This is a genomic window from Enterobacter sp. P82 (assembly GCF_037053385.1).
Classification (GTDB): Bacteria; Pseudomonadota; Gammaproteobacteria; order Enterobacterales; family Enterobacteriaceae; genus Enterobacter.
Map to the genome: position 1 here is coordinate 103,524 of NZ_JBALHX010000004.1, position 23,969 is coordinate 127,492.

General features: G+C 53.7%; 24 protein-coding genes and 2 tRNA genes. 19 read left to right on the forward strand and 7 right to left on the reverse strand.

The genetic code is table 11. The features are described from left to right. The first annotated feature begins 123 nt into the window (after nucleotides 1-123). Together secG and WB237_RS17680 are read left to right on the forward strand one after the other, a co-directional pair. The gene (gene secG / locus WB237_RS17675) at nucleotides 124-456 is read left to right on the forward strand and encodes a preprotein translocase subunit SecG (RefSeq protein WP_023309338.1); all 333 of its coding nucleotides are present in this window, start codon (nucleotides 124-126) and stop codon (nucleotides 454-456) included. A gap of 9 nt (nucleotides 457-465) precedes the next feature. Beyond that, nucleotides 466-552 (forward strand) — tRNA-Leu (locus WB237_RS17680). Between the two features lie 104 nt (nucleotides 553-656). On the opposite strand, the gene argG is transcribed toward WB237_RS17680, so the two are convergent. Then, nucleotides 657-2,003: an argininosuccinate synthase gene (gene argG, locus WB237_RS17685; protein ID WP_028017045.1), complete on the reverse strand. Its 1,347-nt coding sequence runs from the start codon at nucleotides 2,001-2,003 to the stop codon at nucleotides 657-659. 286 nt (nucleotides 2,004-2,289) lie between these two features. Here argG and WB237_RS17690 point away from each other — a divergent pair. From WB237_RS17690 to mtr, 12 genes are all read left to right on the forward strand, one after another. Then, nucleotides 2,290-2,366 (forward strand) — tRNA-Met (locus tag WB237_RS17690). Between the two features lie 207 nt (nucleotides 2,367-2,573). Beyond that, on the forward strand, nucleotides 2,574-3,026 hold the full coding sequence (rimP, locus tag WB237_RS17695) for a ribosome maturation factor RimP (protein WP_014833432.1): 453 nt from the start codon (nucleotides 2,574-2,576) through the stop codon (nucleotides 3,024-3,026). A gap of 28 nt (nucleotides 3,027-3,054) precedes the next feature. Continuing rightward, nucleotides 3,055-4,557, forward strand: a complete 1,503-nt coding sequence (nusA, locus tag WB237_RS17700; protein ID WP_028017046.1) for a transcription termination factor NusA — start codon at nucleotides 3,055-3,057, stop codon at nucleotides 4,555-4,557. Nucleotides 4,558-4,581: 24 nt separating this feature from the next. Next, on the forward strand, nucleotides 4,582-7,272 hold the full coding sequence (gene infB / locus WB237_RS17705; RefSeq protein WP_028017047.1) for a translation initiation factor IF-2: 2,691 nt from the start codon (nucleotides 4,582-4,584) through the stop codon (nucleotides 7,270-7,272). Between the two features lie 89 nt (nucleotides 7,273-7,361). Beyond that, nucleotides 7,362-7,766 carry a 30S ribosome-binding factor RbfA gene (gene rbfA, locus WB237_RS17710; protein ID WP_003024988.1) on the forward strand — a complete coding sequence of 135 codons (405 nt, stop codon included), beginning with the start codon at nucleotides 7,362-7,364 and terminating at the stop codon, nucleotides 7,764-7,766. Continuing rightward, a complete protein-coding gene (gene truB / locus WB237_RS17715) occupies nucleotides 7,766-8,716 on the forward strand; it encodes a tRNA pseudouridine(55) synthase TruB (RefSeq protein ID WP_336214958.1) in 951 nt (316 codons plus the stop codon). Before rbfA ends, truB begins: the two co-directional genes overlap by 1 nt. Before the next feature lie 154 nt (nucleotides 8,717-8,870). Continuing rightward, nucleotides 8,871-9,140 carry a 30S ribosomal protein S15 gene (rpsO, locus tag WB237_RS17720; RefSeq protein WP_003861789.1) on the forward strand — a complete coding sequence of 90 codons (270 nt, stop codon included), beginning with the start codon at nucleotides 8,871-8,873 and terminating at the stop codon, nucleotides 9,138-9,140. Between the two features lie 242 nt (nucleotides 9,141-9,382). Continuing rightward, nucleotides 9,383-11,521 (forward strand): polyribonucleotide nucleotidyltransferase, encoded by a 2,139-nt coding sequence (gene pnp / locus WB237_RS17725; RefSeq protein ID WP_442892516.1) that lies wholly within the window; start codon nucleotides 9,383-9,385, stop codon nucleotides 11,519-11,521. A gap of 108 nt (nucleotides 11,522-11,629) precedes the next feature. Continuing rightward, nucleotides 11,630-12,514: a lipoprotein NlpI gene (gene nlpI / locus WB237_RS17730; RefSeq protein WP_008501476.1), complete on the forward strand. Its 885-nt coding sequence runs from the start codon at nucleotides 11,630-11,632 to the stop codon at nucleotides 12,512-12,514. Nucleotides 12,515-12,621: 107 nt separating this feature from the next. Beyond that, complete coding sequence (gene yrbN / locus WB237_RS17735; RefSeq protein WP_097533792.1) at nucleotides 12,622-12,702, forward strand: protein YrbN; 81 nt, start codon at nucleotides 12,622-12,624, stop codon at nucleotides 12,700-12,702. Further along, a complete protein-coding gene (locus WB237_RS17740) occupies nucleotides 12,695-14,584 on the forward strand; it encodes a DEAD/DEAH family ATP-dependent RNA helicase (RefSeq protein ID WP_028017050.1) in 1,890 nt (629 codons plus the stop codon). Before yrbN ends, WB237_RS17740 begins: the two co-directional genes overlap by 8 nt. Before the next feature lie 142 nt (nucleotides 14,585-14,726). Further along, nucleotides 14,727-15,971: a tryptophan permease gene (gene mtr / locus WB237_RS17745; RefSeq protein ID WP_336214961.1), complete on the forward strand. Its 1,245-nt coding sequence runs from the start codon at nucleotides 14,727-14,729 to the stop codon at nucleotides 15,969-15,971. A gap of 57 nt (nucleotides 15,972-16,028) precedes the next feature. Here the strand turns inward: mtr and WB237_RS17750 are convergent, their stop codons facing one another. From WB237_RS17750 to ubiU, 3 genes are all read right to left on the reverse strand, one after another. Next, complete coding sequence (locus WB237_RS17750; protein WP_336214963.1) at nucleotides 16,029-17,030, reverse strand: luciferase-like monooxygenase; 1,002 nt, start codon at nucleotides 17,028-17,030, stop codon at nucleotides 16,029-16,031. 89 nt (nucleotides 17,031-17,119) lie between these two features. Further along, nucleotides 17,120-17,998: a U32 family peptidase gene (locus WB237_RS17755; protein WP_336214965.1), complete on the reverse strand. Its 879-nt coding sequence runs from the start codon at nucleotides 17,996-17,998 to the stop codon at nucleotides 17,120-17,122. A 7-nt stretch (nucleotides 17,999-18,005) separates the two neighbouring features. Next, nucleotides 18,006-19,001 carry a ubiquinone anaerobic biosynthesis protein UbiU gene (gene ubiU / locus WB237_RS17760; protein WP_028017054.1) on the reverse strand — a complete coding sequence of 332 codons (996 nt, stop codon included), beginning with the start codon at nucleotides 18,999-19,001 and terminating at the stop codon, nucleotides 18,006-18,008. 211 nt (nucleotides 19,002-19,212) lie between these two features. Between ubiU and ubiT the strand changes: the two genes are divergently transcribed. Together ubiT and WB237_RS17770 are read left to right on the forward strand one after the other, a co-directional pair. Further along, complete coding sequence (ubiT, locus tag WB237_RS17765) at nucleotides 19,213-19,737, forward strand: ubiquinone anaerobic biosynthesis accessory factor UbiT (protein ID WP_028017055.1); 525 nt, start codon at nucleotides 19,213-19,215, stop codon at nucleotides 19,735-19,737. After that, nucleotides 19,731-20,234, forward strand: coding sequence for a GNAT family N-acetyltransferase (locus WB237_RS17770; protein ID WP_336214968.1), 504 nt, complete (start codon nucleotides 19,731-19,733; stop codon nucleotides 20,232-20,234). The genes ubiT and WB237_RS17770 overlap by 7 nt, the downstream gene beginning before the upstream one ends. Here WB237_RS17770 and WB237_RS17775 read toward each other — a convergent pair. Then, on the reverse strand, nucleotides 20,221-20,550 hold the full coding sequence (locus WB237_RS17775; RefSeq protein WP_080282778.1) for a GIY-YIG nuclease family protein: 330 nt from the start codon (nucleotides 20,548-20,550) through the stop codon (nucleotides 20,221-20,223). The two genes, WB237_RS17770 and WB237_RS17775, sit on opposite strands and share 14 nt — an antisense overlap. A gap of 14 nt (nucleotides 20,551-20,564) precedes the next feature. Here WB237_RS17775 and WB237_RS17780 point away from each other — a divergent pair, with 14 nt between their 5' ends. After that, entirely contained in the window at nucleotides 20,565-20,999 is a 435-nt protein-coding gene (locus tag WB237_RS17780) for a YhbP family protein (RefSeq protein WP_336215346.1), read from the forward strand. Here WB237_RS17780 and WB237_RS17785 read toward each other — a convergent pair. Continuing rightward, nucleotides 20,979-21,497, reverse strand: a complete 519-nt coding sequence (locus tag WB237_RS17785) for a type 1 glutamine amidotransferase domain-containing protein (protein WP_008501486.1) — start codon at nucleotides 21,495-21,497, stop codon at nucleotides 20,979-20,981. The genes WB237_RS17780 and WB237_RS17785 overlap by 21 nt on opposite strands. Before the next feature lie 128 nt (nucleotides 21,498-21,625). On the opposite strand from WB237_RS17785, the gene WB237_RS17790 reads away from it, so the two are divergent. Together WB237_RS17790 and WB237_RS17795 are read left to right on the forward strand one after the other, a co-directional pair. Further along, nucleotides 21,626-22,270, forward strand: a complete 645-nt coding sequence (locus WB237_RS17790) for an NAD(P)H-binding protein (RefSeq protein ID WP_336214971.1) — start codon at nucleotides 21,626-21,628, stop codon at nucleotides 22,268-22,270. A gap of 40 nt (nucleotides 22,271-22,310) precedes the next feature. Further along, nucleotides 22,311-23,348 (forward strand): permease, encoded by a 1,038-nt coding sequence (locus WB237_RS17795; RefSeq protein ID WP_336214973.1) that lies wholly within the window; start codon nucleotides 22,311-22,313, stop codon nucleotides 23,346-23,348. Nucleotides 23,349-23,384: 36 nt separating this feature from the next. On the opposite strand, the gene dolP is transcribed toward WB237_RS17795, so the two are convergent. Further along, nucleotides 23,385-23,960, reverse strand: coding sequence for a division/outer membrane stress-associated lipid-binding lipoprotein (dolP, locus tag WB237_RS17800; RefSeq protein WP_114978829.1), 576 nt, complete (start codon nucleotides 23,958-23,960; stop codon nucleotides 23,385-23,387). Nucleotides 23,961-23,969: the final 9 nt, after the last annotated feature.

Sequence of the window (23,969 nt, forward strand, 5' to 3'; positions counted from 1 at the left end):
AAAATGCCCTTGCGAAGGCCATTCGCTTTGGTTAGTATTCACACCCGCTTCAGTGGGAAACAAAAATCCTGCTAATTGGTCGAAGCATTGGTATGCGGCAAATCCGCAAGGAACAGGTTGATTATGTACGAAGCTCTTTTAGTTGTTTTCCTTATTGTAGCCATCGCTCTTGTAGCGCTGATTATGCTGCAGCAAGGTAAAGGCGCTGATATGGGAGCCTCCTTCGGAGCAGGCGCTTCCGGTACGCTGTTCGGTTCAAGTGGTTCTGCGAACTTCATGACCCGCACAACGGCGATTCTGGCTACGCTGTTCTTCATCATCAGTCTGGTGCTTGGCAATATCAACAGCAACAAGACCAGCAAAGGAAGCGAGTGGGAAAATCTGAGCGCGCCAGCAAAAACTGAGCAAACTCAACCGGCTGCTCCGGCTAAGCCGACCAGCGATATCCCGCACTAAGTATTCTGTACCGAGGTGGTGGAATTGGTAGACACGCTACCTTGAGGTGGTAGTGCCCTAACGGGCTTGTGGGTTCGAGTCCCATCCTCGGTACCAATATTCCAGAAGAAAGACGTCGAAAGACGTCTTTTTTTTCGTCTGTGGATTAACAGGCATAAAAAAGGCGTCCATCGGACGCCTTTTGCATTTCTTGTCAGCGATTACTTCTTATCGCTGTGCTCCAGGTTTTCAACCTGTGGCAGACCATTACCGGAACTGGCAGAGAGCAGGCCATTCTCAACGTAGTTAAACAGCTTCGCACGGGTATCGGTGATGTCCAGGTTACGCATGGTTAACTGGCCAATACGATCGTCCGGAGAGAACACAGATTCCCCTTTCTCCATGGTCAGACGTTCTGCTTTGTAAGTCAGATTGTCAGACACGGTATTCAGGATGGAGTAGTCGTTACCGCGACGTAGTTCCAGCGTAACTTCACCAGTGATTGCACTTGCAACCCAACGTTGCAGGGAATCACGCAGCATCAGTGCCTGCGGATCGAACCAGCGGCCCTGATACAGCAGTTTACCCAGTTGACGGCCATGAGAGTGATACTGCTCAATGGTATCTTCGTTGTGAATACCGGTCAGCAGACGCTCGTATGCGATATGCAGCAGAGCCATCCCCGGGGCTTCATAGATGCCACGGCTTTTCGCTTCAATGATACGGTTTTCAATCTGGTCACTCATGCCCAGACCGTGACGACCACCGATACGGTTTGCTTCCAGCATCAGCTCAACATCGTCAGAGAAGGTTTTGCCGTTCAGCGCAACCGGATGACCACGTTCGAAACGCACGGTCACTTCTTCCGCCTGGATTTTGACGTTTTCGTCCCAGAACTTCACACCCATGATCGGGTTAACAATCTTCACGCTGGAATTCAGGAACTCCAGGTCTTTTGCTTCGTGCGTCGCACCCAGCATGTTTGAGTCGGTGGAATAGGCCTTCTCGACTGACATCTTGTAGTCAAAACCACAGGCGATCATGAATTCGGACATCTCATGACGGCCACCCAGCTCGTCGATGAAGTCAGTATCCAGCCACGGTTTGTAGATCTGCAGCTCAGCGTTCGTCAGCAGACCATAACGATAGAAACGTTCGATATCGTTGCCTTTATAGGTGCTACCGTCACCCCAGATGTTCACGCCATCTTCTTTCATGGCCGCAACCAGCATGGTACCGGTCACAGCGCGGCCCAGTGGGGTGGTGTTGAAATAGGTCAGGCCGCCGGTGGTATTATGGAACGCACCACACTGAATAGCCGCGATACCTTCAGCGACCAGTTGCTTACGGCAGTCAATCAGACGTGCGTTCTCTGCACCATATTCCATGGCACGACGAGGGATCGCATCATAATCTTCCTCATCTGGCTGACCGAGGTTCGCAGTATATGCATACGGAACCGCTCCCTTCTGGCGCATCCACAGCAGTGCAGCGCTGGTATCCAGGCCGCCTGAGAAAGCGATGCCAATACGTTGTCCTACCGGAAGATGCTTGAGAATCGTCGTCATATAATAAAACCCTGCTTGATTGACTGATTAGAGACCGCTTTCGCTATCTGTGCATTTTTATGCAAAATAAGTGAGTATTCATTTAATCATCTTTTGTCGATGACCGAAAGAGACTCCTGCGTTTTTTGTAAAAATTTTGGTCTGATTGCTCTGACGGAAGTCGCCTTGACAGGTGGGGTCAACTATCAATATACTGAACGCCGATTTTACGTCCCGTCTTCGGTACCAAATCCCAGCATTATTTGCAAATTCTGTCCAAAACGCGTAGAATTTGCCACGTTTCAGGCGCGGGGTGGAGCAGCCTGGTAGCTCGTCGGGCTCATAACCCGAAGGTCGTCGGTTCAAATCCGGCCCCCGCAACCACTTTCCCATAAAGTTCTTTTTCAAATATACTGTGAAGACTTAGAGCCTTCGTAGCTGGATTTGAAAAAATTCTTTCGGAAAGTGCTCCAGGCCACAGTTGTGGCTATAGGGTTCAGTTATCTAAAGCCCCGATTTATCGGGGTTTTTTGTTATCTGACTACAGAATAACTGGGCTTTACGCCCTTTTTTTATGTCTTGGGGGTGGGCTTGTCCACATTAGAGCAAAAATTAACAGAGATGATTACTGCACCGGTCGAAGCACTGGGCTACGAACTGGTCGGCATCGAATTCGTTCGCGGCCGTACATCGACGCTGCGCATCTATATTGATAGTGAAGATGGCATCAATGTTGATGATTGTGCTGATGTTAGCCACCAGGTGAGTGCGGTTCTTGATGTTGAAGACCCGATTACCGTTGCGTACAACCTGGAAGTTTCCTCACCTGGCCTCGATCGCCCGATGTTCACGGCCGAACACTATGTGCGTTTTACCGGTGAAGAAGTGGCTCTCGTTCTGCGTATGGCCGTACAGAACCGCCGTAAATGGCAGGGAATTATCAAAGCCGTTGATGGTGAAATGATCACGGTAACAGTCGAAGGCAAAGATGAAGTGTTCGCGCTGAGTAATATCCAGAAGGCGAACCTGGTTCCCCACTTTTAACAGTCTGGATTGAGGTGAAAAGCCCGCGATGAACAAAGAAATTTTGGCTGTTGTTGAAGCCGTCTCCAATGAGAAATCACTGCCGCGTGAGAAGATTTTCGAAGCGCTGGAAAGTGCACTGGCTACAGCAACCAAGAAAAAATACGAGCAAGAGATCGATGTTCGCGTAGAAATCGATCGTAAAAGCGGTGACTTCGATACATTCCGTCGTTGGGTAATCGTTGAAGAAGTGACCCAGCCGACCAAAGAGATCACCCTGGAAGCGGCACGTTTTGAAGACGAAAGTCTGAACGTGGGTGAATACGTTGAAGATCAGATTGAATCTGTGACTTTCGACCGTATCACGACCCAGACCGCGAAACAGGTTATCGTGCAGAAAGTGCGTGAAGCCGAGCGCGCGCTGGTTGTCGACCAGTTCCGCGATCAGGAAGGCGAAATCATTACTGGCGTGGTGAAGAAAGTGAACCGCGACAACATCTCTCTGGAAATCAAATCCGAAGGGATGCCGGGTAACGCTGAAGCGGTAATTCTGCGTGAAGATATGCTGCCACGTGAAAACTTCCGTCCAGGTGACCGTATTCGTGGTGTTCTGTACGCCGTGCGTCCTGAAGCGCGTGGTGCACAGCTGTTCGTGACCCGTTCTAAACCAGAAATGCTGGTTGAACTGTTCCGTATCGAAGTACCGGAAATCGGCGAAGAAGTTATCGAGATTAAAGCTGCGGCTCGCGATCCGGGCTCTCGTGCGAAAATTGCGGTGAAAACCAACGACAAGCGTATCGACCCAGTCGGTGCTTGTGTCGGTATGCGTGGTGCGCGTGTTCAGGCTGTCTCTACTGAGCTTGGCGGCGAGCGTATTGATATCGTTCTGTGGGACGATAACCCGGCGCAGTTCGTGATCAACGCAATGGCTCCAGCTGATGTGGCGTCTATCGTTGTTGACGAAGACAAACACACTATGGATATCGCAGTTGAAGCGGGCAACCTGGCGCAGGCAATCGGCCGTAATGGTCAGAACGTTCGCCTGGCTTCACAGCTGAGCGGCTGGGAACTCAACGTCATGACCGTTGATGACCTGCAGGCAAAGCATCAGGCTGAAGCCCATGCGGCGATCGATACCTTCACTAAGTACCTGGATATTGACGAAGATTTCGCCACTGTTCTGGTTGAAGAAGGCTTCTCTACGCTGGAAGAACTGGCCTATGTGCCAATGAAAGAGCTGCTGGAAATTGACGGTCTGGATGAGCCAACCGTTGAAGCCCTGCGTGAACGCGCTAAAAACGCACTGACCACCTTGGCACTGGCTCAGGAAGAAAGCCTTGGCGATAAGAAGCCGGCTGATGACCTGCTGAATCTGGAAGGTCTTGATCGTGCGATTGCGTTCAAGCTGGCTGCCCGTGGTGTTTGTACGCTGGAAGACCTCGCCGAGCAAGGCGTTGATGACCTGGCTGATATCGAAGGTTTAACCGACGAGAAAGCCGGCGAGCTCATCATGGCCGCACGTAATATTTGCTGGTTCGGCGACGAAGCGTAATAAACTGTAGCAGGAAGGAACAGCATGACTGATGTAACTGTAAAATCGCTGGCTGCTGAGATTCAGACCTCCGTGGACCGCCTGGTACAGCAATTTGCTGATGCAGGGATCCCGAAGTCCGCTGATGACTCGGTGACCGCGCAAGAAAAACAAACCTTGTTAACGCATCTGAACCGTGAACACGGTTCGACGCCTGACAAGTTAACGCTGCAACGCAAAACGCGTAGCACGTTAAACATCCCAGGTACCGGTGGCAAAAGCAAATCGGTACAAATTGAAGTCCGCAAGACGCGCACCTTTGTAAAACGTGATCCGCAAGAGGCAGAACGCCTTGCCGCGGAAGAGCAGGCACAGCGTGAAGCGGAAGAACAAGCTCAGCGTGAGGCGGAAGCAACCGCTAAACGTGAAGCAGAATTAAAAGCTGAACGTGAGGCCGCAGAAAAAGCGAAACGCGACGCAAGTGATAAAGTGAAGCGTGACGCTGCGGAAAAAGACAAAGTGAGCAATCAACAGACAGACGAAATGACCAAAACCGCCCAGGCTGAAAAAGCCCGCCGTGAAAATGAAGCTGCCGAGCTGAAGCGTAAAGCGGAAGAAGAAGCCCGTCGTAAGCTGGAAGAAGAAGCACGTCGTGTGGCTGAAGAAGCACGTCGTATGGCAGAAGAAAACGAGAAGAACGGTGTTGATACCGCTGAGCAGTCTGAAGATACCAGCGACTATCACGTGACCACTTCTCAGCACGCGCGTCAGGCTGAAGATGATAACGACCGTGAAGTTGAAGGCGGCCGTGGTCGTGGTCGCAATGCGAAAGCAGCGCGTCCGGCGAAAAAAGGCAATAAACACGCCGAATCTAAAGCTGACCGCGAAGAAGCGCGTGCAGCGGTACGTGGTGGTAAAGGCGGAAAACAGCGTAAAGGTTCTTCTCTGCAGCAGGGCTTCCAGAAGCCAGCTCAGGCCGTTAACCGTGACGTTGTGATCGGCGAAACCATCACCGTTGGCGATCTGGCGAACAAGATGGCAGTTAAAGGCTCTCAGGTCATCAAAGCGATGATGAAGCTGGGCGCAATGGCGACCATCAACCAGGTTATCGACCAGGAAACCGCACAGCTGGTTGCCGAAGAGATGGGCCACAAAGTTATCCTGCGTCGTGAAAACGAGCTGGAAGAAGCGGTAATGAGCGACCGTGACACCGGTGCTGCGGCTGAACCGCGTGCGCCAGTGGTGACCATCATGGGTCACGTTGACCACGGTAAAACCTCTCTGCTCGACTACATTCGTTCTACGAAAGTGGCCTCCGGTGAAGCGGGTGGTATTACCCAGCACATCGGTGCTTACCACGTAGAAACTGACAACGGTATGATCACCTTCCTGGATACCCCAGGTCACGCCGCGTTTACCTCAATGCGTGCTCGTGGTGCTCAGGCGACAGATATCGTTGTTCTGGTTGTTGCAGCTGACGATGGTGTCATGCCACAGACTATCGAAGCTATCCAGCACGCGAAAGCGGCGGGTGTGCCGGTCGTGGTTGCAGTGAACAAGATCGATAAGCCAGAAGCGGATCCGGATCGTGTTAAAAACGAACTGTCCCAGTACGGCATCATGCCAGAAGAGTGGGGCGGTGAAAGCCAGTTCGTACACGTGTCTGCGAAAGCAGGTACCGGTATCGACGAGCTGCTGGACGCGATCCTGCTGCAGGCTGAAGTTCTGGAACTGAAAGCGATCCGTAACGGTATGGCGAGCGGCGCTGTTATCGAATCCTTCCTGGATAAAGGCCGTGGCCCTGTAGCTACCGTTCTGGTTCGCGAAGGTACACTGCATAAAGGCGATATCGTCCTGTGTGGTTTCGAATATGGTCGTGTTCGTGCGATGCGTAACGAACTGGGTCAGGAAGTCCTGGAAGCAGGTCCGTCCATTCCAGTGGAAATCCTGGGTCTGTCCGGTGTGCCGGCTGCCGGTGACGAAGTGACCGTTGTGCGTGACGAGAAGAAAGCACGTGAAGTTGCACTGTATCGTCAGGGCAAATTCCGTGAAGTTAAACTGGCTCGTCAGCAGAAATCTAAACTCGAGAACATGTTTGCCAACATGACCGAGGGCGAAGTTCACGAAGTGAACGTTGTTCTGAAAGCTGACGTTCAGGGTTCTGTGGAAGCGATCTCCGACTCCTTGCTGAAACTGTCCACCGACGAAGTTAAAGTGAAGATCATCGGTTCTGGTGTCGGTGGTATCACCGAAACTGACGCAACTCTGGCTGCAGCGTCCAACGCCATCCTGGTTGGCTTCAACGTGCGTGCTGATGCTTCTGCTCGCCGCGTGATCGAAGCGGAAAGCCTGGATCTGCGTTACTACTCCGTCATCTATAACCTGATCGACGAAGTGAAAGCTGCGATGAGCGGTATGCTGTCTCCTGAGCTGAAACAGCAGATCATCGGTCTGGCTGAAGTACGTGACGTGTTCAAATCACCGAAATTCGGTGCGATCGCGGGCTGTATGGTTACCGAAGGTATCATCAAGCGTCACAACCCAATCCGTGTCCTGCGCGACAACGTGGTTATCTATGAAGGCGAGCTGGAATCTCTGCGCCGCTTCAAAGATGACGTGAACGAAGTCCGTAACGGTATGGAATGTGGTATCGGCGTGAAGAACTACAACGACGTTCGCGTTGGCGATATGATCGAAGTGTTCGAGATCATCGAAATTCAGCGTACCATCGCTTAATGACCGATTGTAGGCCGGGATCGCCTCGCGCCACCCGGCAATAATTTAAAAAAGGGGCTTTAGCCCCTTTTTTGTCTGGAGAATTTATTATGGCGAAAGAATTTGGTCGCCCTCAGCGCGTAGCGCAGGAAATGCAGAAAGAGATCGCCCTCATTCTGCAACGTGAAATTAAAGACCCACGCGTGGGTATGATGACCACCGTGTCTGGCGTAGAAATGTCCCGTGATCTGGCGTATGCCAAAGTGTTCGTGACTTTCCTGAACGATCAGGATGAAGCCGCAGTTAAAAACGGTATCAAAGCCCTTCAGGAAGCCTCTGGTTTCATCCGCTCTCTGCTTGGTAAAGCGATGCGTCTGCGTATCGTGCCTGAGCTGACCTTCTTCTACGACAACTCGCTGGTCGAAGGTATGCGTATGTCTAACCTGGTAACCAGCGTGGTGAAACATGACGACGAACGTCGTGTTAACCCAGCGGACGACAGCAAGGAGGACTAATGAGTCGTCCTCGTCGTCGTGGTCGCGACGTGCATGGTGTGCTGCTGCTGGATAAACCCCAGGGCGCTTCCAGCAACGACGTGCTGCAAAAAGTTAAGCGTATTTTTAACGCCAACCGTGCGGGCCACACGGGTGCGCTGGACCCTCTGGCAACCGGTATGCTGCCGGTTTGTCTGGGGGAGGCGACAAAATTTTCCCAATACCTGCTCGACTCCGATAAGCGTTACCGCGTTATCGCCAAACTAGGACAGCGTACGGATACCTCCGACGCAGATGGTCAGGTGGTAGAAGAGCGTCCGGTGATATTCAGCGCGGAACAGCTTGATGCTGCGCTGGAGAGCTTCCGTGGGGACACGATGCAGGTGCCGTCGATGTATTCGGCGCTGAAATATCAGGGAAAAAAACTCTACGAATATGCACGCCAGGGCATTGAAGTCCCGCGTGAAGCCCGTCCCATAACTGTGTATGAACTGCTGTTTATTCGCCACGAAGGGGATGAACTGGAGCTGGAAGTGCACTGTTCGAAAGGCACCTATATTCGTACCATCATCGACGATCTCGGTGAAAAACTGGGCTGTGGCGCGCATGTTATCTACCTGCGCCGCCTTGCGGTGAGTAAGTATCCAGTAGAGCGGATGGTGACCCTTGAACATCTTCGCGCGTTGGTTGAACAGGCTGAAGCCCAGGGGATTGCTCCGGCAGATTTACTGGATCCATTGCTGATGCCAATGGACAGTCCGGCAGCGGACTTCCCTGTTGTTAATCTTCCTTTAACATCGTCCGTTTACTTTAAGAACGGAAATCCCGTTCGTACGGCTGATGCGCCGCTGGAAGGTCTGGTACGCGTGACCGAAGGTGATGAAGGCAAGTTTATTGGGATGGGCGAAATGGATGGTGAAGGGCGCGTTGCGCCGCGCCGTCTGGTCGTCGAATACCCGGTAGAAGCGTGACGGCGATAACGGCTCACCTTGCGATAAGCAGGGGAGACGAGTAGAATATTGCCGCTTAACGCCTGGTAAATTGTTTAACAATCTGCGGGGCGTACATTGGATTGCTGAATTAGAGATCGGCATCCTTACATTCTTTATACTTTGGAGTTTGAAAATGTCTCTAAGCGTTGAAGCTAAAGCTAAAATCGTTTCTGAGTTTGGTCGTGGTACTAACGACAGCGGTTCTACCGAAGTTCAGGTTGCACTGCTGACTGCACAGATTAACCACCTGCAGGGTCACTTTGCAGAGCACAAAAAAGATCACCACAGCCGTCGTGGTCTGCTGCGCATGGTTTCTCAGCGTCGTAAACTGCTCGACTACCTGAAACGTAAAGATGTTGCACGCTACACCGCGCTGATCGAGCGTCTGGGTCTGCGTCGCTAAGTCTTGCGAGTTTCAGAAAAGGGGGCCTGATGGCCCCTTTTTTCAACCAGACGGCAGCAATTCACTGGAAACTATTGTATTGTTGCTATAAATGATCTTCATTGCAGAGGTTCGCGCGGCTAATGAGAGGCTTCACCCATGAGGGTGTCGGTTGTCATTAGTCGCGAGGATGCGAAGAAGGTCGGGTTAAATCGACAGCACGCCGTGGGTGTGCTGTCAAACATTTAAGAAAGGACAGAACTTTGCTGAATCCGATCGTTCGTAAATTCCAGTATGGTCAACATACCGTCACGCTGGAAACCGGCATGATGGCACGTCAGGCTACTGCTGCCGTTATGGTAAGCATGGATGACACCGCAGTATTCGTGACCGTAGTTGGCCAGAAAAAAGCAAAACCAGGTCAGGACTTCTTCCCGCTGACCGTTAACTACCAGGAGCGTACTTACGCTGCCGGTAAAATCCCAGGTGGTTTCTTCCGTCGTGAAGGCCGTCCAAGCGAAGGCGAAACCCTGATCGCGCGTCTGATTGACCGCCCGGTTCGCCCGCTGTTCCCGGAAGGTTTCGTGAACGAAGTTCAGGTTATCGCGACCGTTGTTTCCGTTAACCCACAGGTTAACCCGGACATCGTAGCGATGATCGGTGCATCTGCTGCCCTGTCACTGTCTGGTATTCCATTCAATGGCCCAATCGGTGCTGCGCGCGTAGGTTACATCAACGACCAGTACGTACTGAACCCAACTCAGGAAGAGCTGAAAGAAAGTAAGCTGGACCTGGTGGTTGCTGGTACTGAAGCCGCCGTTCTGATGGTTGAATCCGAAGCTGAACTGCTGAGCGAAGACCAGATGCTGGGCGCCGTGGTCTTCGGTCACGATCAGCAGCAGGTTGTTATCCAGAACATCAACGACCTGGTGAAAGAAGCGGGTAAACCACGTTGGGACTGGCAGCCAGAAGCGGCAAACGACGCACTGAATGCACGCGTTGCTGCACTGGCAGAATCTCGTCTGAGCGATGCGTACCGTATCACTGACAAACAGGAGCGTTACGCTCAGGTTGACGTGATCAAATCTGACGTTACCGCTGCCCTGGTTGCTGAAGACGAAACGCTGGATGCTAACGAAATTGGCGAAATCCTGCACGCAATCGAGAAAAACGTTGTTCGTAGCCGCGTTCTGGCTGGTGAGCCGCGTATCGATGGCCGCGAAAAAGACATGATCCGTGGTCTGGACGTTCGTACTGGCGTACTGCCACGTACTCACGGTTCTGCACTGTTCACCCGTGGTGAAACTCAGGCGCTGGTGACGGCAACTCTGGGTACTGCCCGTGATGCACAGATCATCGACGAACTGATGGGCGAGCGTACTGACAGCTTCCTGTTCCACTATAACTTCCCTCCGTACTCCGTAGGTGAAACCGGTATGGTGGGTTCACCGAAGCGTCGTGAAATTGGTCACGGTCGTCTGGCGAAGCGCGGTGTGCTGGCAGTGATGCCAGACGCAGACAAATTCCCGTACACCGTTCGTGTGGTTTCTGAAATCACCGAATCTAACGGTTCTTCTTCTATGGCTTCCGTGTGTGGTGCCTCTCTGGCGCTGATGGATGCAGGCGTGCCAATCAAAGCCGCTGTTGCGGGTATCGCAATGGGTCTGGTGAAAGAAGGCGACAACTTTGTTGTTCTGTCTGACATTCTGGGCGACGAAGATCACCTGGGCGATATGGACTTCAAAGTAGCGGGTTCCCGCGACGGTATCTCTGCACTGCAGATGGATATCAAAATTGAAGGTATCACCAAAGAGATCATGCAGGTTGCTCTGAACCAGGCTAAAGGTGCGCGTCTGCACATCCTGGGCGTGATGGAACAGGCGATTAACGCACCGCGTGGCGATATTTCTCAGTTCGCTCCGCGTATTCACACCATCAAGATCAATCCAGACAAGATCAAAGATGTTATCGGTAAGGGTGGTTCTGTTATCCGTGCTCTGACCGAAGAAACTGGTACCACCATCGAAATCGAAGATGACGGTACAGTGAAGATTGCTGCAACCGATGGCGAGAAAGCGAAATTCGCTATCCGTCGTATTGAAGAAATCACTGCAGAAATCGAAGTGGGCCGCGTCTATGCAGGTAAAGTGACCCGTATCGTTGACTTTGGCGCGTTCGTTGCCATCGGTGGCGGTAAAGAAGGTCTGGTTCACATCTCTCAGATCGCTGACAAGCGCGTTGAGAAAGTGACCGATTACCTGCAGATGGGCCAGGAAGTACCGGTTAAAGTTCTGGAAGTTGACCGCCAGGGCCGTATCCGTCTGAGCATTAAAGAAGCAACCGAGCAGTCTCAGCCAGCTGCTGCGCCAGAAGCACAGGCAGCAGAACAGCAAGGCGAGTAAGTTGCCATTTGCCCTCCGCTTTGCGGAGGGCCTATTATCAGGCAGGACGCCTTGTTAAGCCGCCGGGGGACAGGACGTTCATCCAATAGTTGTCTTCGGGAGTGGGAAATGAAGCCTTTTTTGCGCTGGTGTTTCGTTGCGACAGCTCTAACGCTGGCAGGATGCAGCAACTCTGCCTGGCGTAAGAGCGAAGTCCTCGCAGTGCCATTGCAACCGACTTTGCAGCAGGAAGTGATTCTGGCGCGCATGGAACAAATTCTTGCCAGTCGGGCTTTAACCGATGACGAACGCGCACAGCTTTTATATGAGCGCGGAGTGTTGTATGATAGTCTCGGTCTGAGGGCATTGGCGCGAAATGATTTTTCACAAGCGCTGGCAATCCGACCTGATATGCCTGAAGTATTCAATTACTTAGGCATTTATTTAACGCAGGCAGGCAATTTTGATGCTGCCTATGAAGCGTTTGATTCTGTACTTGAGCTTGATCCAACTTACAACTACGCGCACTTGAATCGCGGTATCGCATTATATTACGGCGGTCGTGACAAGTTAGCGCAAGATGATCTGCTGGCGTTTTATCAAGACGATCCTAATGATCCTTTCCGTAGCCTGTGGCTTTACATCGTTGAGCGGAAGCTCGATGAGAAGCAGGCAAAAGAGGCACTGAAACAGCGCTTCGATAAATCGGACAAGGAACAGTGGGGATGGAACATTGTCGAGTTCTACCTGGGCAACATTAGCGAAGCAACGCTGATGGAACGCCTCAAGGCGGACGCAACGGATAACACCTCGCTCGCTGAGCATCTCAGTGAAACCAACTTCTATTTAGGTAAGTACTACCTAAGTCTGGGGGATAAGGACAGCGCTACGGCACTGTTCAAATTAGCGGTTGCTAACAACGTACACAACTTCGTTGAGCACCGTTATGCATTGTTGGAATTATCGCTCTTGGGCCAGGAGCAAGATGACCTGGCAGAATCGGACCAGCAATAGCTGACGACATAAACATCAGCCCGTAATCTTTTGATTGCCATCACCTTAACTGGTGAGGGCGTTGTTGTTCGTCAATACATCTAATTTGAGCCGGTTCACACTTTTCAATGAAAATTGCAGATCATTTTCACGATGAGCTAAGTAGACTGGCCGCCATTGACATTGAGGCACTCGTACTACATGGCTGAATTCGAAACCACTTTTGCAGATCTGGGCCTGAAGGCTCCTATCCTTGAAGCCCTTAACGATCTGGGTTACGAAAAACCATCTCCGATCCAGGCAGAATGTATCCCACATCTACTCTCTGGTCGTGACGTGCTGGGCATGGCCCAGACTGGTAGCGGTAAAACTGCGGCGTTCTCGCTGCCGCTGCTGAACAACATTGATCCGGACCTGCGTGCACCGCAGATCCTCGTCCTGGCTCCAACCCGTGAACTGGCTGTTCAGGTTGCTGAAGCAATGACGGAATTCTCTAAACATATGCGCGGCGTAAACGTGGTTGCCCTGTACGGCGGCCAGCGTTATGACGTGCAGTTACGCGCCCTGCGCCAGGGCCCACAGATTGTTGTCGGTACGCCTGGCCGTCTGCTGGATCACCTGAAGCGCGGTACTCTGGACCTCTCTAAACTGAGCGGCCTGGTACTGGATGAAGCAGATGAAATGCTGCGTATGGGCTTCATCGAAGACGTAGAAACTATCATGGCGCAGATCCCGGACGGTCATCAGACCGCGCTGTTCTCTGCAACCATGCCAGAAGCGATTCGTCGCATTACCCGCCGCTTCATGAAAGAGCCGCAGGAAGTGCGTATTCAGTCCAGCGTTACCACTCGTCCGGACATCAGCCAGAGCTACTGGTCTGTATACGGCATGCGCAAAAACGAAGCGCTGGTACGTTTCCTGGAAGCGGAAGATTTTGATGCGGCGATTATCTTCGTTCGTACCAAAAACGCGACCCTGGAAGTGGCTGAAGCGCTTGAGCGTAGCGGCTACAACAGCGCAGCGCTGAACGGCGACATGAACCAGGCCCTGCGTGAGCAGACTCTGGAGCGTCTGAAAGACGGTCGTCTGGATATCCTGATTGCAACCGACGTGGCAGCACGTGGTCTGGACGTTGAGCGTATCAGCCTGGTTGTTAACTACGACATCCCGATGGACTCCGAGTCTTACGTTCACCGTATCGGTCGTACCGGTCGTGCGGGTCGTGCGGGTCGTGCTCTGCTGTTTGTTGAGAACCGTGAGCGTCGTCTGCTGCGTAACATCGAACGCACCATGAAGCTGACCATTCCAGAAGCTGACCTGCCAAACGCAGAACTGCTGGGCAAACGCCGTCTGGAAAAATTCGCCGCGAAAGTTCAGCAGCAGCTGGAAAGCAGCGATCTGGATCAGTACCGTGCACTGCTGTCGCAGATTCAACCAACCGCTGAAGGCGAAGAGCTGGATATGGAAACTCTGGCAGCAGCACTGCTGAAAATGGCGCAAGGCGAACGTAGCCTGATCGTGCCACCAGATGCACCAATGCGTCCTAAGCGTGAATTCCGTGACCGTGACGATCGCTTCGAACGTCGTGGCGACCGTAACGATCGTGGTCCACGTGGTGACCGTCCAGAGCGCGGTGGTGAAGACCGTCCACGTCGCGAGCGTCGTGACGCGGGCGACATGGAGCTGTACCGCATTGAAGTGGGCCGTGATGATGGTGTTGAAGTTCGTCACATCGTTGGCGCGATCGCTAACGAAGGCGACATCAGCAGCCGTTACATTGGTAACATCAAGCTGTTCGCATCCCACTCTACCATTGAGCTGCCAAAAGGCATGCCGGGCGAAGTACTGCAGCACTTTACTCGCACCCGCATCCTGAACAAGCCGATGAACATGCAGTTGCTGGGCGATGCACAGCCACGTCCTGACCGTGGCGGCGAACGTCGTGGCGGTGGTCGCGGTTTCGGTGGTGAGCGTCGTGAAGGCGGTCGCAGCGAAGGTCGTGGCGGTGAAGGTCGTCGTTTCTCCGGTGAGCGCCGTGAAAACCGCGGTCCACGTCGTGACGAAGGCTCAAGCCGTCGTCGTGACGCGTAATCCTTACGCAACTGACGTAAAGTAAAATATACAGCCCCGATAAACACAATCGGGGCTTTTTTTATTTCTTTTGTACTCCTGTACTGGTACAGTGCTGCACATTAAAATGCATCACCGCATGATTGACTGGAGAAATGGCTGTATGGCGACACTAACCACCACCCAAACGTCACCTTCGCTGCTTGGCGGCGTGGTGATCATCGGCGGAACCATTATTGGGGCCGGGATGTTCTCCCTGCCCGTGGTCATGTCCGGTGCGTGGTTCTTCTGGTCGCTGGCGGCGCTGGTCTTTACCTGGTTCTGTATGCTCCATTCCGGGCTGATGATCCTCGAAGCGAACCTGAACTACCGTATTGGTTCGAGCTTCGACACCATTACCAAAGATCTGTTAGGTAAAGGCTGGAACCTGGTGAACGGCCTCTCCATCGCGTTTGTGCTTTACATCCTGACCTACGCGTATATTTCAGCGAGCGGTTCTATTCTTCACCACACCTTCTCGGAGATGTCGCTGAACGTTCCGGCGCGTCTGGCGGGGCTGTGTTTTGCCCTTGGCGTGGCGTTTATCGTCTGGATGAGTACCAAAGCGGTGAGCCGCATGACGGCGATTGTGCTGGGCGCGAAGGTCATCACCTTCTTCCTGACCTTCGGCAGCCTGCTGGGGCACGTCACTCCCGCCACACTGTTTAACGTCGGCGAAGTGAATACTTCCTACACACCGTACCTGCTGATGACGCTGCCATTCTGTCTGGCGTCGTTCGGCTACCACGGCAATGTGCCGAGCCTGATGAAGTACTACGGCAAAGATCCACGTACGATTGTGAAATGCCTGGTCTACGGTACGCTGCTGGCGTTGGGTCTGTATGTGATTTGGCTGCTGGGGACGATGGGCAACATCCCGCGTCCGGAATTTATCGGCATTGCGCAGAAGGGCGGAAATATTGATGTGCTGGTGCAGGCCTTGAGCGGTGTACTGAACAGCCGTAGCCTGGATCTCTTACTGGTGGTGTTCTCCAACTTTGCCGTGGCGAGCTCGTTCCTCGGCGTGACGTTGGGTCTGTTTGACTACCTGGCTGATCTGTTTGGTTTTGATGATTCTGCAATGGGGCGCTTCAAAACCGCACTGCTGACCTTCCTGCCACCGATTGTGGGTGGCCTGCTGTGGCCGAATGGTTTCCTGTATGCCATCGGCTATGCCGGACTGGCAGCAACCATCTGGGCTGCGATTGTCCCGGCGCTGCTGGCGCGTAAATCACGTAAACGCTTCGGTAGCCCTAAATTCCGCGTCTGGGGCGGCAAACCGATGATTGTGCTGATTCTGGTGTTCGGTGTTGGCAACGCGCTGGTGCATGTACTGTCGAGCTTCAACTTGCTGCCTGTGTATCAGTAAACGCCTCTTTTCACCCTCTCCCTGTGGGAGAGGGCTGGAGTAACAAAACACACTTCACTACATTTCTTCTTTCACCTGCATCGCCAGCTCAAACGAATATAAACGCGCCTGGTGATCGAATATCTGGCCATTAACCATAATCTCATCGGCCTGCGTTTCACGCAGCACCGCTTCCAGACCGTGACGCACTTTCGCCTTATCACCCACCAGAGACATGCTTAGCGCCTGCTGCACGCCATACTGCTCGGAAGCGGACCATAACTGATGCATATTCTCCACCGGAGGCGGCAACTGGCCTGTCTCACCGCGGCGCAACTTCACAAACGCCTGCTGCATGGAGGTGAACAAAAACTCGGCATCGCGATTGCTGTCGGCGGCAATGATGTTGATACACACCATCGCATACGGTTTTTCCAGACGTTCAGATGGTTTGAAGTTCGTGCGGTAGAGATGCAGCGCCTGATGCAGCATATCCGGCGCGAAGTGTGAGGCAAATGCAAATGGCAGCCCCAGCTGTGCGGCAAGCTGTGCGCTGTAGAGGCTTGAGCCCAGCAACCACACCGGGATCTTCTCGCCGTAGCCTGGAACCGGACGCACGTGAGGGTTTGGGTCCCGCGCATCGAACCAGTCCACCAGTTCTGCCACATCGCGTGGGAAGTTGTCGATATCCCCACTCATATGGCGACGTAGCGCGCGCATGGTCGGCTGATCGCTGCCCGGCGCACGACCAAGCCCTAAATCAATGCGCCCTGGGTAGAGAGTATTGAGCGTACCAAACTGCTCGGCAATCACCAGGGGCGCATGGTTCGGCAGCATGACGCCACCGGACCCGAGATGCAGCGTGGTGGTGTTCGCCGCCAGATAGCCAATCAGTACTGAGGTCGCGGCACTGGCGATACCCACCATATTGTGGTGTTCCGCCAGCCAGTAGCGGTGATAGCCACGTTTTTCGGCAAGAAGAGCAAGATCCAGAGAGTGGGAAAAGGCCTCGCCCGCTGAGGAGCCTTGTGGGATCGGCGCCAGATCCAGCACCGAAAACGGAATGGTTTTATCAGTCATAACAGCTCACTTTGTCGACGGTGAATCTTTTAATAGTGCATTAAAAATTAATAACCGTTGTTAACAAAGTGAGCCTTTACACTTTATCGCTATACCTGCAGTTCCAGCCCGGCGAGGCGCTTCCAGTAACCGTTGCAGTCGCTGTTAGCGGTCAGCGGCAGCGGAGATGTCCCATTTTCATTGGCGCGGAAGGCGTCCAGCATTGCGAACACGCTGGTATCCAGCGGCGACAGACGCACCATGTCTACCAGCCCGTTCATCGATGCCAGCTCGTTGCCCAGGTTATAGACATAACCGCTCATGGTCTGAATACCGTTCAGAACAAATACCTGCTGATTCTCCTGAGACAGCATGCTGCGCCCGTTCGGATACTTGATGCAGCAGGTTTCACACTCGTCTTTCGGACGATCTTCCGAGCGCGCGGTAAAGCAACGGGCAGAGTAGGCCAGCGGCAAATGGCCATAGCTCAATACTTCCACTTCAAACTGATTGCGAATGCCCAGCTCTTCGCACTGTGTCAGCAGATTTGCCAGCCAGTCGCGGGAGAGTTCTACCGGCATGCACCAGCGTGTCATCCCCTGTTTGAGCAGCAGACGCAGGGTGACGGCGTTATAGCAGTTCAGCGCATGACCCGCGACAAATGGCAACTTGCGTTCAGCGCACATGTTCACCACTCCCAGGTCGCTCGCTTCCAGCAGGAACTCGCCGTTCTCAACGTAACGCTTCAGTTCCCCCAGTTCGGAAGAGGCTTGTACCAGCGCGAGCGTTGAAAGCACCACCTGTTTGCCGCTTCCGGCCAGGTTTTTTGCCATATCCAGCCAGTCGCCGACCTTAGTGGCGCGGCGTTTGCTGCACACGGCTTCACCGAGATAAATCACATCGGCGCTGCTGGTGGCGGCCTGTTGGTAAAAATCTTCCAGCGTCTCTTTTGACCAGTAGTAGAGCACCGGCCCTAATGAATATTTCATGGTTATCTCACTGCCATTTACGGTGATACGCGCCAAGCGTGGTTTGCGTGCCTTCGGACATCGAGCCGAGCGTCTCCATCCAGGCCGGTTGTGGGGCGTAGTTCTGCGGGTCGGCCATGCAGCGGTCGATGGCCTGACGCCAGACTTTCGCCACCTGGCTCACGTACGCCGGGCTGCGCTGGCGACCTTCGATTTTTACCGAGGCAATATTGGCCGCCAGCAGTTCCGGCAGCAGTTCCAGCGTGTTGAGGCTGGTGGGTTCTTCCAGCGCGTGGTAACGCTCGCCATCGACCAGATAGCGACCTTTACACAGCGTCGGATAGCCAGCGTTTTCACCGTCCTGATAGCGGTCGATCAGTACTTCATTCAGTCGAGACTCCAGCCCCTGTGGCGTCTGCTGCCAGCGAACAAATCGGGCAGGGGAGCAGGCTCCGACGGTATTCGGCGATTCACCGGTTAAATAAGAGGAAAGATAGCAACGGCCTTCAGCCATGATGCACAGGCTACCAAAAGCAAAAACTTCCAGCGGCACTGGCGTGACGCGCGCGAGTTGCTTAACCTGATGAATAGAGAGCACGCGTGGCAACACCACGCGGGCCACGTCAAAGTGTTGATGATAAAAACGCACGGCCTCTTCGTTAGTGGCAGATGCCTGAACAGAGACGTGGCGCTCAATATGGGGATAGCGTTCTGCCGCATACTCAAGCATAGCGAGGTCGGCCAGGATCAGCGCATCCGCACCCAGCTGTGCCGCCATATCCACCGCACGCTGCCAGCGGGCATAGCCATCAGGATGGGCAAAAGTATTGATGGCGATATGCAGTTTGCGGCGGTGCTGATGAACGAAGTTAACGGCTTCCTGAAGCTTTTTCTCCGTAAAGTTGAGGCCAGCAAAATGGCGGGCGTTGGTGTCATCTTTTAGCCCGATATAGACCGCATCGGCCCCATTTTCGATGGCCGCCTTAAGCGCCGGAAGGTTTCCGGCTGGGCAGAGCAGCTCCATAATTTATCCTGATGTAGTCGATCGCAAAATTGTTAACGAGCTGGGATTTTAATTAACCCATACGCGACAATTTTTGATTTAAGGCAGCTAATGGCGTATTGATGGCACCAATAATGAGGTACACCGGACGACGGTTTGTTGATTTACGCCGCTATGTTGCGCTTCGGATATGGCAAAATAGCAGGACTATAGATATCAGGGAGTAAAGCTCGTGCTGGATAAACTGCGTTCACGTCTCGTACAATTTGGTCCATCAATGCTGAGCGTGCCGGTCAAACTGGCGCCGTTCGCGCTTAAACGCCAGGTGCTGGAGCAGGTCCTGAGCTGGCAGTTCCGCCAGGCGCTGCAGGATGGCGAGCTGGAGTTCCTGGAAGGCCGCTGGTTAAGCATTGAGGTGCGTGACATCGGGCTACGCTGGTTTACCTCCGTTGAGAATGACCAGCTGATCGTACGTGAATCTGCCGACGCGGATGTGAGTTTTAGCGCCAACGCCAGCGATTTGCTGATGATTGCCGCGCGTAAGCAAGATCCGGATACGCTCTTCTTCCAGCGTCGTCTGGTCATTGAAGGCGACACGGAGCTGGGCCTGTACGTTAAGAATTTAATGGATGCCATTGAGCTGGAGCAGATGCCAAAAGCGCTGCGTGTCATGTTGATGCAAATGGCAGATTTCGTTGAGGCCGGGCTGAAAAGCCCGCCGGAAAGCAAACACACTTCAGTAGGTGAGCCATGCTGATTCGAGTTGAAATTGGGATTGATGCACCGGGAATTGATGCGTTGCTACGCCGCTCTTTTGAGAGCGATGCCGAAGCCCAACTGGTCCACGATCTCCGTGAAGACGGCCTGATTACGCTGGGGCTGGTTGCTACCGATGACGAAGGTCAGGTGGTCGGCTACGTGGCCTTCAGTCCGGTCATCGTTCAGGGCGAAGATCTTCAGTGGGTGGGAATGGCACCGCTGGCGGTAGATGAAAACTATCGCGGGCAAGGGCTGGCACGTCAGCTGGTCTATGAAGGGCTGGATTCGCTGAATGAGTTTGGCTATGCCGCCGTTGTCACACTGGGCGATCCGGCGTTATATGGACGATTGGGCTTTGAGCAGGCCGCGCATTACGATCTGCGCTGCCGCTGGCCGGGTACGGAATCCGCCTTCCAGGTCCATCGTCTGGCGGACGACGCGCTCAACGGGGTCAATGGTCTGGTCGAGTACCACGACCATTTCAATCGCTTTTAATCAGGCGCTCGCGTAGCGCCTCAAACGAGCCGTCTCCGCTCACGAGGCGCTCTTTCTGGCGCTTCGTCAACTGCTTAATACGGTATTCCAGTCTGAGCGCCAGCGATCTGTCACCAACAGGTGCTGAAAAGGCGAGTTGTAGTTCTCCTTTCCCCCGCAGTGCTTTTGCCCCTTTTCCCGTTTGATGTTGTAAAAAACGCCGCGCCACATCGGTAGTGATCCCGGTGTAGAGTGCGTTATCAGCGGTTCGGACAAGATAGAGAAACCAGCACACGGTAAACAGATTCAGTATGTTAAGGTGAACGCACCATAGCATGAGAGAGAATGAAAATGGAAACACTGGCCACCATTAACCGCTGGCTGGCGAAACAGCATGTCGTCACCTGGTGCGTGTACAGCGAGGGTGATATGTGGTGCGCAAACGCGTTTTACTACTACGATCCGGAGCGTGTGGCCTTTTATATCATGAGTGAAGATAAGACTCGTCATGCGCAGATGACTGGCCAGCAGGCGAAGGTCGCGGGCACGGTGAATGGCCAGCCTAAAACGGTCGCGCTGATCCGTGGGGTGCAGTTTAAAGGGGAAATCCGTCGTCTGGACGGAGAAGAGAGCGACGCGCGTCGAAAGCTTTACACGCGCCGCTTTCCGGTTGCCGCTGCGCTAAAAGCCCCGGTATGGGAAATCCGCCTTGATGAGCTGAAATTTACCGACAACACGCTGGGCTTTGGCAAGAAGCTGAACTGGCTACGCGCCGAGCAGGCGTAGCGCTTCGCGGTTAAATGCCGGAAGATCGTCCGGGGTTCGGCTGGTGATCAGCTGGTCTTTGTCGTTGACCACTTCCTGATCGTAAAACTCGGCTCCCGCATTTTTCAGATCGATAACGATCGGTTTCACCGCCGTGAGCTTACGCCCGCGTACAACCTCAGCGCTGATGAGCAGTTGCGGGCCGTGGCAGATGGCAAAGACCGGTTTGCCGGTAGAGACAAAGTCCCGTGTGAAGGTCACGAAGCGTTCGTCGCCGCGCAGGGAGTCCGGTGAATGGCCGCCGGGTAACAGCAAGGCGTCAAAATCTGACGGGCTAACGTTATCGATAGTCTCGTCGATGGTCACGCTGGCCTCGCCCTTATGACCTTTCACCGTTTTGCCCGCTTCTTTCTCAATGGTGATGACCTCATGTCCCGCCTTGCGGAACGCCTCGGCTGGAGAGGTGAATTCTGAATCTTCAAACTCGTCGGTAATCAAGACTGCGATTTTCTTGCCCATGTTTCCTCCGTTGTTTTGGCTTCAGACTGATTTTTCTCCGCTTGTGGTAAATACTTACCTGTAACAGACTTCTAAGTGTGGTCGACCACGGTGAGTTCGCAAACGGACAATTCTGTAAAGGGGAAAAGATGAGTCAGGTACTGCTTACAGGCGCAACCGGGTTGGTGGGCGGACATTTACTGCGTCTGCTGATTCAGGAGCGCAAAGTGAATTATATCGCCGCTCCAACGCGGCGACCGCTCGCAGACATCTCCGGCGTCTTTAACCCACATGATCCGCAACTGACGGACGCGCTGGCACAGGTGCAGGACCCCATTGATATCGCATTTTGCTGTCTCGGCACGACCCGGCGTGAGGCGGGCAGTAAAGAGGCGTTTGTGCATGCGGACTACACACTGGTGGTAGATACGGCACTCACGGCAAAAAGGCTTGGGGCGAAACACTTCCTGGTGGTCAGCGCGCTGGGCGCCAGTGCCGGATCGCCTTTTTTCTACAACAACGTGAAGGGCAAAATGGAGGACGCGCTGATTGCGCAGAGGTGGGAATATCTGACGATTGCTCGCCCCTCCATGCTACTGGGACACCGCGACGAACGGCGTTTTAATGAGTCTATTTTCGCACCGCTATTTCGCATTCTTCCAGGGAACTGGAAATCCATTGAGGCGCAGGATGTCGCGCGCGCGATGCTGAAAGAGGCGCTTTCGCCTTCGAAGGAAGGGGTGAACATTATCCCTTCGGCAAAACTGCGTGAAATCGCGCAGGGCGAGGCGTAAACTCCCCCGGCTAATTACCTACTACTCTCCGGGGAATGCTATGACTGGTCAGTCTTCATCTCAGGCGGCAACACCTGTTCAATGGTGGAAGCCCGCGCTCTTCTTTCTTGTGGTCATTATCGGCCTCTGGTATGTGAAATGGCAGCCCTACTACGGCAAAGCCTTCACCGCCGCCGAAACGCACAGCATCGGTAAATCTATTCTCGCTCAGGCTGATGCCAGCCCACTGCAGGCGGCGTGGGATTACGCCATGGTCTACTTCCTTGCCGTCTGGAAAGCCGCCGTTTTAGGCGTCATTCTGGGGTCACTGATTCAGGTACTTATTCCGCGGAACTGGCTGGTGAAAACTCTTGGGCAGTCGCGTTTTCAGGGCACGCTGCTGGGGACGATTTTTTCTCTGCCGGGCATGATGTGCTCCTGCTGCGCGGCTCCTGTTACCGCGGGGATGCGTCGCCAGCGTGTCTCAATGGGGGGAGCGCTGGCTTTCTGGATGGGTAACCCGCTATTAAACCCGGCGACGCTGGTGTTTATGGGATTTGTTCTGGGCTGGCATTTTGCGTTCATCCGTCTGGTGGCTGGATTGCTGACGGTGCTGGTGGTCGCGACGCTGGTACAAAAATGGGTGAAAGATAATGCCGTTGAACCGGCGTCAGTTGAGCTGAACGTCAGCGAGCCTCAGGGGAGTTTCTTCATGCGCTGGGGTCAGGCGTTATGGCAGCTTTTCTGGAGCACTATCCCGGTCTATATCCTGGCGGTACTGGTTCTGGGGGCTGCGCGCGTTTGGCTTTTCCCGCATGCGGATGGGGCTATCGACAACACGCTGATGTGGGTCATTGCGATGGCCGTTGCAGGCTGCCTGTTTGTGATCCCAACTGCAGCGGAGATCCCGATTGTGCAGACCATGATGCTGGCTGGCATGGGCAGTGCACCGGCGCTGGCGCTGCTCATCACACTGCCTGCAATTAGCCTGCCGTCGCTTATCATGCTGCGTAAATCATTCCCGGCTAAAGCGCTGTGGCTGACAGCGGGGCTGGTGGCGTTGAGTGGGGCGGTAGTGGGAAGTCTTGCGTTGGTTTAAGACAAAAAAATACCCGGCATTGCCGGGTATTTTTTATTACTTGATATAAGTAAACGCGGTGGTGACGTGTTTCACGCCGCTCACCCGGCTGGCGATATCAGCCGCAGCTTTTCCTTCACGGTCGGTTACCAGACCCAGCAGGAACACTTCACCGTTTTCCGTCGTCACTTTCACGTTGGAAGATTTCACCTGGTCAGAACCCAGCAACTGGGAACGCACTTTGGTGGTGATCCAGGTGTCAGACGATGCGGTGCCCAGGCTGACTGGTTGTCCCTGGCGCACTTCGTTGAAGACCTCTGTTGTACCTTCTACACCCATCGCAATCTGTTTGGCGCGGGAGGCGAGTTCCATATTGGGTGCCTGGCCCGCAAGCAGCACTTTGCCCTGATAAGCCGTCACATTGATGCGCGCTTCTTTCTTAATCTGTTCGTCTTTCGACAGCGCACTGTTGACGCGCAGTTCAAGCGTACCGTCATCCACCTGCGTCCCGACAGTACGCGGATCGGTTGCTGCTTTAGTGCCTACCGCAGCAGTACCCACGACAGCCGCAGCGATACAGCCCTGAAGCAGTAATGCAGACATAAGGACTGCGAGGGTCGATAAAGCCTTCATAAGAACTCC

What these genes read in the sequence shown, in the direction of transcription:
- rbfA (WP_003024988.1), top strand. Translation starts at nt 7,362, where the DNA reads ATGGCGAAAGAATTTGGTCGCCCTCAGCGCGTAGCGCAGGAAATGCAG.
- WB237_RS17795 (WP_336214973.1), top strand. Translation starts at nt 22,311, where the DNA reads ATGACTGGTCAGTCTTCATCTCAGGCGGCAACACCTGTTCAATGGTGG.
- dolP (WP_114978829.1), bottom strand. Translation starts at nt 23,960, where the DNA reads ATGAAGGCTTTATCGACCCTCGCAGTCCTTATGTCTGCATTACTGCTT.
- nlpI (WP_008501476.1), top strand. Translation starts at nt 11,630, where the DNA reads ATGAAGCCTTTTTTGCGCTGGTGTTTCGTTGCGACAGCTCTAACGCTG.
- yrbN (WP_097533792.1), top strand. Translation starts at nt 12,622, where the DNA reads ATGAAAATTGCAGATCATTTTCACGATGAGCTAAGTAGACTGGCCGCC.
- WB237_RS17775 (WP_080282778.1), bottom strand. Translation starts at nt 20,550, where the DNA reads ATGCTATGGTGCGTTCACCTTAACATACTGAATCTGTTTACCGTGTGC.
- WB237_RS17770 (WP_336214968.1), top strand. Translation starts at nt 19,731, where the DNA reads ATGCTGATTCGAGTTGAAATTGGGATTGATGCACCGGGAATTGATGCG.
- WB237_RS17755 (WP_336214965.1), bottom strand. Translation starts at nt 17,998, where the DNA reads ATGAAATATTCATTAGGGCCGGTGCTCTACTACTGGTCAAAAGAGACG.
- rpsO (WP_003861789.1), top strand. Translation starts at nt 8,871, where the DNA reads ATGTCTCTAAGCGTTGAAGCTAAAGCTAAAATCGTTTCTGAGTTTGGT.
- infB (WP_028017047.1), top strand. Translation starts at nt 4,582, where the DNA reads ATGACTGATGTAACTGTAAAATCGCTGGCTGCTGAGATTCAGACCTCC.
- WB237_RS17740 (WP_028017050.1), top strand. Translation starts at nt 12,695, where the DNA reads ATGGCTGAATTCGAAACCACTTTTGCAGATCTGGGCCTGAAGGCTCCT.
- secG (WP_023309338.1), top strand. Translation starts at nt 124, where the DNA reads ATGTACGAAGCTCTTTTAGTTGTTTTCCTTATTGTAGCCATCGCTCTT.
- WB237_RS17790 (WP_336214971.1), top strand. Translation starts at nt 21,626, where the DNA reads ATGAGTCAGGTACTGCTTACAGGCGCAACCGGGTTGGTGGGCGGACAT.
- ubiU (WP_028017054.1), bottom strand. Translation starts at nt 19,001, where the DNA reads ATGGAGCTGCTCTGCCCAGCCGGAAACCTTCCGGCGCTTAAGGCGGCC.
- argG (WP_028017045.1), bottom strand. Translation starts at nt 2,003, where the DNA reads ATGACGACGATTCTCAAGCATCTTCCGGTAGGACAACGTATTGGCATC.
- truB (WP_336214958.1), top strand. Translation starts at nt 7,766, where the DNA reads ATGAGTCGTCCTCGTCGTCGTGGTCGCGACGTGCATGGTGTGCTGCTG.
- WB237_RS17750 (WP_336214963.1), bottom strand. Translation starts at nt 17,030, where the DNA reads ATGACTGATAAAACCATTCCGTTTTCGGTGCTGGATCTGGCGCCGATC.
- nusA (WP_028017046.1), top strand. Translation starts at nt 3,055, where the DNA reads ATGAACAAAGAAATTTTGGCTGTTGTTGAAGCCGTCTCCAATGAGAAA.
- WB237_RS17785 (WP_008501486.1), bottom strand. Translation starts at nt 21,497, where the DNA reads ATGGGCAAGAAAATCGCAGTCTTGATTACCGACGAGTTTGAAGATTCA.
- WB237_RS17780 (WP_336215346.1), top strand. Translation starts at nt 20,565, where the DNA reads ATGGAAACACTGGCCACCATTAACCGCTGGCTGGCGAAACAGCATGTC.
- mtr (WP_336214961.1), top strand. Translation starts at nt 14,727, where the DNA reads ATGGCGACACTAACCACCACCCAAACGTCACCTTCGCTGCTTGGCGGC.